The organism is Kitasatospora sp. NPDC057738 (genome assembly GCF_042798815.1).
Lineage (GTDB): Bacteria > Actinomycetota > Actinomycetes > Streptomycetales > Streptomycetaceae > Kitasatospora > Kitasatospora lactacystinica.
Map to the genome: position 1 here is coordinate 106,625 of NZ_JBHVJT010000019.1, position 6,295 is coordinate 112,919.

Genomic DNA, 6,295 nt, shown 5'->3' on the forward strand with positions numbered 1-6,295 from the left:
AGGACATCTCATTTCGGGGAGCCCGCGGGTGCGGACGGGGGCTGCCGCGACCCCGGCGAAGGCGATGAGATGTCCTCCTGAGGCCGGAAGCTACTCCAGCCGGAGCTTGAGCCCGCAGCCGCCGGGCCGGTCGTCGGTGTCGATGCGGATGGTGGGTGAGCTGAAGTTGTCCACGGAGCTGAAGATGCCGTAGTCCGGGCCGGCGTTCCCGCACTGGGCGGGGTCGCCGTCCGAGTAGAAGTTGATTCCCATCTTCATGGTGGAACTCGACAGGGCGAACGTGAGATCGCATCCGCCCGGCCGGTTGTCGGTGTCGATCCGGATGCTGGGGCCGAAGGTCCGGGTCGTCCGGATCGGCACCTGGTGGGTGCCCGGGTTTCCGCACTGGGCGGGATCACCGCCGGGGGTGACCTTGAAGGTGTAGGTGACGGACGAACCTGCCAGTCGATCGTCCGGATCGTAGATACCGAATGCGAGCAGACAGCCGCCGGGGCGGGAGTCGGTGTCGAAGCGGATCGCCTCGGTCACGCCGAAGTCGTCCTTCCACTGTTCGCCCGTTCTTCCACCGCACTGGCCGGGGTCGCCATCGGGGTTGAACTGGACGCCGAGCTGAGGGGCGGTGACCAGTTCGGTGCGGGCCTGGGCGAGGGGTACCGGAACAACGCTGATTGCGGCGGCGGTGGCGGTGGCTGCGGAGAGCAGCAGCACCCTCTGCGTGATGCTCTTCATGGCATCGATTCCCTTCGTACGGAGAGCCGGATCCTGGAGTGCAGGATTCCGGCACCCCGAACACCCCAAACCCGCCGCCGGGGGACAAGGAGGGGCGCATCGCCCGAATGGTCCAGCGGCCGGCATTCCCGCTCGAAACCGAAGTGTCCGAGCACTGTGTGATCATGCAGAGCCCCACGGGTGGAACCACCGAGGGGACCGCGAACTGCCCCGAGTTGACAGGAGCCCACCCGTGATTGGTTTTCTGGAAGACATACGCGGGATCATCGGGCCGCCCAGTGGGCCCGGTGTGCCGGCGGAGTGCTGGCACGGGCTGGAAGCCGAGCTGGGCGTGGAACTGCCGGGAGACTTCAAGACCCTGGCCGAGCACTACGCGCCGATCGAGATCGGCCGGTCGATCTCGCTGAGGGGCCCAGCCGCGCAGGGGTGGGACCTGGGCACGTACATACGGGAGACCGTGGTCGCCTACCAGGACTGCGAGTTCACGGACGAGAACTTCCCCGGATTCCCCGCACCCCTGGGGTTCGGCGCGCCGGACGGCCTGATCCCCATCACGCCGACCGCGCACGGGGAAGCGGTGTTCCTGCTGCGCACCGGCACCGGGTACGGCTGGTGCATCGTGGTCTACGTCGGCCACGACGACGAGTTCTACCTCTGATCTTGGCCAGTGCTCCGCCCTTCAGGGCGGGGGTGAAGGCCATCCTTGGCCCGGAGGCGCGGAGCGCCGGAGTTCGCTGCGCCTCGGGGTAACGATCAGACGGGCCGCTTCTGGTTCTCGATGTACTGCTTGACCACGGTCAGCGGTGCGCCGCCGCAGCTCCCGGCGAAGTAGGAGCCGGACCAGAAGTGTCCGCCCCACAGGTACCGGCGCACGTGCGTGTCGTACTCCTTGCGCAGCAGCCGGGCCGAGACGCCCTTGAGGGAGTTGACCAGCTTGGAGAGCTGGACCTTCGGCGGATAGTGCACCAGGAGGTGCACGTGGTCGTCCTCGCCGTTGAACTGCCTCAGCTCGGCCTCGAAGTCGGCGCATACCTCCCGCATGATCTCTTCGCATCGCGTCAGCATGGCGTCGGTCATTGCCTTGCGTCGGTACTTCGTGACAAAAACCAAGTGGACATGCAGGTTGTAGACGACGTGACGCCCGGTGCGGACATCGGGATTGGGGTTCCATCGTGGTGACATAAACCAAAGGGTATGGTGATTGACATGCAGCTTCGGTACAGCTTCCGCGTGTACCCGAGCGCCGGTCAGCGCATGGAGTTGGCGAGGGCGTTCGGGTGTGCTCGGGTTGTCTTCAACGACGCGCTCCGCGTCCGTGAGACCGCCCGCGCCGCCGGGCTGCCGTTCGTTGCGTCGGGTGAGCTGTCCAAGCAGCTCACCGCCGCGAAGAAGACCCCCGAGCGGGCATGGCTCGCCGAGGTTTCATCGGTCGTGTTGCAGCAGTCCCTCCGGGACCTGGACACCGCCTACCGGAACTTCTTCGACGGCCTCAAGGGCAAGCGCCCGCGCATGGGCGCGCCCCGCTTCAAGTCCAAGAGGGACACCCGTCAGGCGATCCGCTTCACCGCGAACGCCGGGTGGAAGATCACAACCGGGGGAAAGCTCCGGCTTCCCAAGGTCGGCGACGTGGCCGTGAAGTGGTCCCGTTCCCTGCCTTTGACCCCGTCCACGGTGACCGTGGTCAAGGACAGTGCAGGCCGCTACTTCGCCTCGTTCGTGGTCGAGACCGACCCCGAGACGCTGCCGGATACGGACGGCGTGGTCGGCATCGACCTGGGCCTGACCCACTTCGCGATCCTGTCCGACGGCACGAAGATCGAAAGCCCGCGCTTCCTTCGCCGGGCGGAGAAGAGGCTCAAGAAGGCGCAGCGGAACCTGAGCCGGAAGGCGAAGGGATCAGCGAACCGGGCGAAGGCCCAGATCAAGGTTGCCCGCACCCACGCACGGACCGCCGATGCGCGACGCGAGTTCCACCACCAGCTCTCCACCAAGCTGATCCGCGAGAACCAAGCGGTTGCAGTGGAAGACCTTGCGGTCAAGGGCCTCGCCCGCACTCGCATGGCCAAGTCCGTACACGACGCCGGATGGTCGGCCTTCACCGCGATGCTGGAGTACAAGGCCGCTCTGTACGGGCGCGTGTTCCACCGCATCGGACGGTTCGAGCCCACGTCTCAGGTCTGCTCGGCCTGCGGCGTCCAGGACGGCCCCAAGCCCCTCAACGTCCGCGAGTGGACATGTGGAGCCTGCGGGACCGTTCTGGACCGGGACATCAACGCGGCGGTCAACGTCGCCAAGGCCGCCGGACTGGCGGTATCAGCCTGCGGAGCGCGGGTAAGACCGGGACTCGTCCCGGCGCAGCGCGAAGAAACAGGAACCCACTCGAAGCCCCGGCCGGTGACCACCGGCAGGCAGGCGGGAATCTCCGTCCTTTAGGGCGGAGAGGATGTCAACGCTACGACCTGACATTCGCGGAATGGTTCTGCCGGTACCTGCGCGGAGAGGACATGACCGGGCCGAACAGCGGACAGGAGTTCTCGAACCCGATCGAGTTGACGGACTACGGCGTGCTGCCGATGCGGACGGAGCCATTCGGCCCGGTACGGCATTCGTGAGGACTGCACACGCACGGCGACCGGCACCGGTCCTCGGTGAGCCGTCGTGGCGGCAGCAGGGCGACGGGAACCGGAAGCGGCAGCAGCCCTGACCGGAAGAACCCGCAGGCCCGGACCGCACGTTGTGGCGGTCCGGGCCTGCGGGTTCTTGCGGGTGGTGGGGCAGTCACGGGCGGGGCTGGTGACCGCCCGGTTGGCGGGCTCTACTGCCCGGTCAGTGCGCGGGCCCGGGCGGCGCGGCGCAGGGTGTCCAGTTGGTCGACCAGGCCGCGCCGGGTCGCCACGGTGAGGTCCGGGTCGGCGAGGCAGGCCTCGGCCGCCCGTACGGTCCGGTCGGTGGCGGCGAAGGCGGGGAAGGCCGCCGTGGTGAGCACCCGGGCCAGGGCGGGGCCGCGGCGGGCGGCGGCCGGGCCCAGTTCCTTGAAGTAGCGCGTGGTCAGGTCGTCGAGCAGTTCGGCCTGCTCGGGCTGCCACAGTCCCTTGGCGGTGGCGGCGGCCAGGTAGTTGGAGAGCTCGCCGTGGAACAGCGCCTGCCAGGCGGCCTCCTTCGCGGCCTGGTCGGGCAGGGCGGCGCGGCAGCGGGCGGCGCCCTGCTCGCTGGTGTCGCTGGGGTCGGCGGCGAGTTCGGCGGCGATCTCGGGTTCGCCCGCCGCGCCGAGCACGCACAGCCGCGCCAGCAGCTGCCAGCGCAGGTCGGGGTCGAGCTCCGGCCCGCCGGGCACCGTGCCGGCGGCCAGCCAGTCGCGCAGTTCGGCGGCCCCGTTCTCGTCGGCGGCGGTGGCGATCACGCCGCGTACGGCGACCAGGCGCAGGCCGGTGCGGTCCGGCTCGCCCTCGGTGCGCCGCAGCAGGGTGCGGCAGACCCGGGCCAGTTCGGCCAGCGCGGCCGGCCGTTCGGCGGGCGGCACGGCGCAGTCCGCCACGAAGTCGCGGGCGAAGGAGAGCACCGCGTCCACCAGGTGCACCGAGGTCTCGCCGGGCAGGTGGTCGGCGACCAGCCGCAGGTACTCGCCGGGTGCGAGTTCCCCGTCGCGCACCTGGTCGCGGGCGGCGCCCCAGAGCACCGCCCGGGCGAGTTCCTCGGGCACGGCGCCGAGGGAGGAGCGCGCGGTCCGCCAGGAGGCGGGGTCGAGGCGGATCTTGACGTAGCTGAGGTCGGTGTCGTTGAGCAGGGTCAGCTCGGTGCCGTCGGCCGGCGGGTCCAGCGGCACGGCGCCGTCGCCGGGCAGGTCGCCCAGCAGGTGGCCGGGCAGGTCGCCGGGCAGGTCGAGCGGCACGCGCTCGGCGAGTTCCAGGGCGCCGTCGGCGGTGCGCCGGTAGTGGCCCGCGGTCAGCTGGTGCGGGCGCAGCGCGCCGTCGGCGGAGGTGTGCTCGATGCGGCCGTCGGTCACCCGCAGGGTGTCGACGCCGCTGGTGCGCAGCCAGCGGTCGGCCCAGGCGTGGACGTCGCGGCCGCTGGCGGCGGCCAGGGCCCGGAGCAGGTCGTCGAGGGTGGCGTTGCCGAAGGCGTGCGCGTCGAAGTAGTCGTTGACCCCGGCCAGGAAGGTCTCCTCGCCGAGCCAGGCGACGAGTTGGCGCAGGGCGGCGGCGCCCTTGGCGTAGGAGATGCCGTCGAAGTTCTGCAGTGCCTGGGAGGTGTCCTCGACCGTTTCGGGGGCCACCGGGTGGGTGGAGGGGCGCTGGTCGGCGTCGTAGCCCCAGGGCTTGCGGTCGGCGGCGAAGCCGGTCCAGGCGCCGGTGAAGCGGGTGGAGGCGGCGGTGACGCTGTAGGCCATGTACTCGGCGAAGGACTCGTTCAGCCACAGGTCGTCCCACCACTTCATGGTGACCAGGTCGCCGAACCACATGTGCGCCATCTCGTGGATCACCACCATGGCGCGTTCCTCGCGCCTGGTGTCGGTCACGGCGGAGCGGAAGACGTACTCGTCGCGCAGCGTGACGCAGCCCGGGTTCTCCATCGCGCCGGCGTTGAACTCCGGGACGAAGCACTGGTCGTAGCTGTCGAAGGGGTAGCGGTGCCGGAAGACCCGGTGGTAGTGGTCGAAGCCCTGCCGGGTGATCTCCAGCAGTTCGTCGGCGTCGGCGTCCAGGTGGGCGGCGAGCGAGCGGCGGCAGTGCAGGCCGAGCGGGATCCCGTCGTGCTCGGCGCGCACCGAGTGCAGCGGGCCGGCGACGACGGCGAGGAGGTAGCTGCTGATCGCCGGGGTGGGGTCGAACTCCCAGCGGCCGGGCGAGCTCTGGCGGCCCAGGCTGTTGCCGACCACGGTCCACTGCTGCGGCGCGGTGACGGACACCGTGTACCGCGCCTTGAGGTCGGGCTGGTCGAAGGAGGCGAACACCCGGGGGCCGTCGTCGAGGAAGGACTGGGTGTAGGCGTAGTCCTCGCCGTCGGCGGGGTCGGTGAAGCGGTGCATGCCCTCGCCGGTGTGCGAGTAGGCCATGTCGGCTTCGACGGTGAGTTCGTTGTCGGCCGCCAGGTCGGTGAGCGGGAAGCGCCCGTCCCGCAGGGCGGTGACGTCCAGTTCGCGGCCGTTCAGCAGCACCCGGTGGAGTGCGGCCGGTTTGACGTCCACGTAGGTGGCGGCGCCCGGGGTGGTGCAGGCGAAGCGGATGACCGTGGTGGAGCCGAACACCTCCCGGCCGCGGGTCAGGTCGAGGTCGAGGCGGACGGTGCGGACGTCGAGCAGGCGGTGGCGCTCGGCGGCCTCGGTGCGGGTGAGGATGGAGGTATCAGACACAGGGGTCATGCTGCTCCATCGGGCGGGCGGACGGCACCGGTTTTCGGCTCCGGGCGGGCCGGCGGGGGTGGGGGCGGTGCCGGCGTGGGGGATGAGCCCCCCACCCAAACGCAGGGGGGAAAGAGGGAGGGGGGGGGGTGGGGGGGGGGGTTGGGGGGGGGTACAGGGGCGAGGGGTGGGGGGGGGGTGGTGTAGCGTGCTGTGGGGTGGTGAGGA

General features: G+C 70.3%; 5 protein-coding genes. 2 read left to right on the top strand and 3 right to left on the bottom strand.

Annotation, left to right across the window (positions count from 1 at the left end; translation table 11 throughout):
* Nucleotides 1–90: 90 nt before the first annotated feature.
* Nucleotides 91–729 (bottom strand): hypothetical protein, encoded by a 639-nt coding sequence (locus ACFVGO_RS13390; RefSeq protein ID WP_380356040.1) that lies wholly within the window; start codon nt 727–729, stop codon nt 91–93.
* 232 nt (nt 730–961) lie between these two features.
* Here ACFVGO_RS13390 and ACFVGO_RS13395 point away from each other — a divergent pair, with 232 nt between their 5' ends.
* A complete protein-coding gene (locus ACFVGO_RS13395) occupies nt 962–1,387 on the top strand; it encodes a hypothetical protein (RefSeq protein WP_380356043.1) in 426 nt (141 codons plus the stop codon).
* A gap of 95 nt (nt 1,388–1,482) precedes the next feature.
* Here ACFVGO_RS13395 and tnpA read toward each other — a convergent pair whose 3' ends face one another.
* Complete coding sequence (gene tnpA / locus ACFVGO_RS13400) at nt 1,483–1,911, bottom strand: IS200/IS605 family transposase (protein WP_380631817.1); 429 nt, start codon at nt 1,909–1,911, stop codon at nt 1,483–1,485.
* 24 nt (nt 1,912–1,935) lie between these two features.
* On the opposite strand from tnpA, the gene ACFVGO_RS13405 reads away from it, so the two are divergent.
* Nucleotides 1,936–3,162 carry an RNA-guided endonuclease TnpB family protein gene (locus ACFVGO_RS13405; protein WP_359910802.1) on the top strand — a complete coding sequence of 409 codons (1,227 nt, stop codon included), beginning with the start codon at nt 1,936–1,938 and terminating at the stop codon, nt 3,160–3,162.
* 382 nt (nt 3,163–3,544) lie between these two features.
* On the opposite strand, the gene pepN is transcribed toward ACFVGO_RS13405, so the two are convergent.
* Complete coding sequence (pepN, locus tag ACFVGO_RS13410; protein ID WP_380631819.1) at nt 3,545–6,079, bottom strand: aminopeptidase N; 2,535 nt, start codon at nt 6,077–6,079, stop codon at nt 3,545–3,547.
* Between the last annotated feature and the right edge of the window lie 216 nt (nt 6,080–6,295).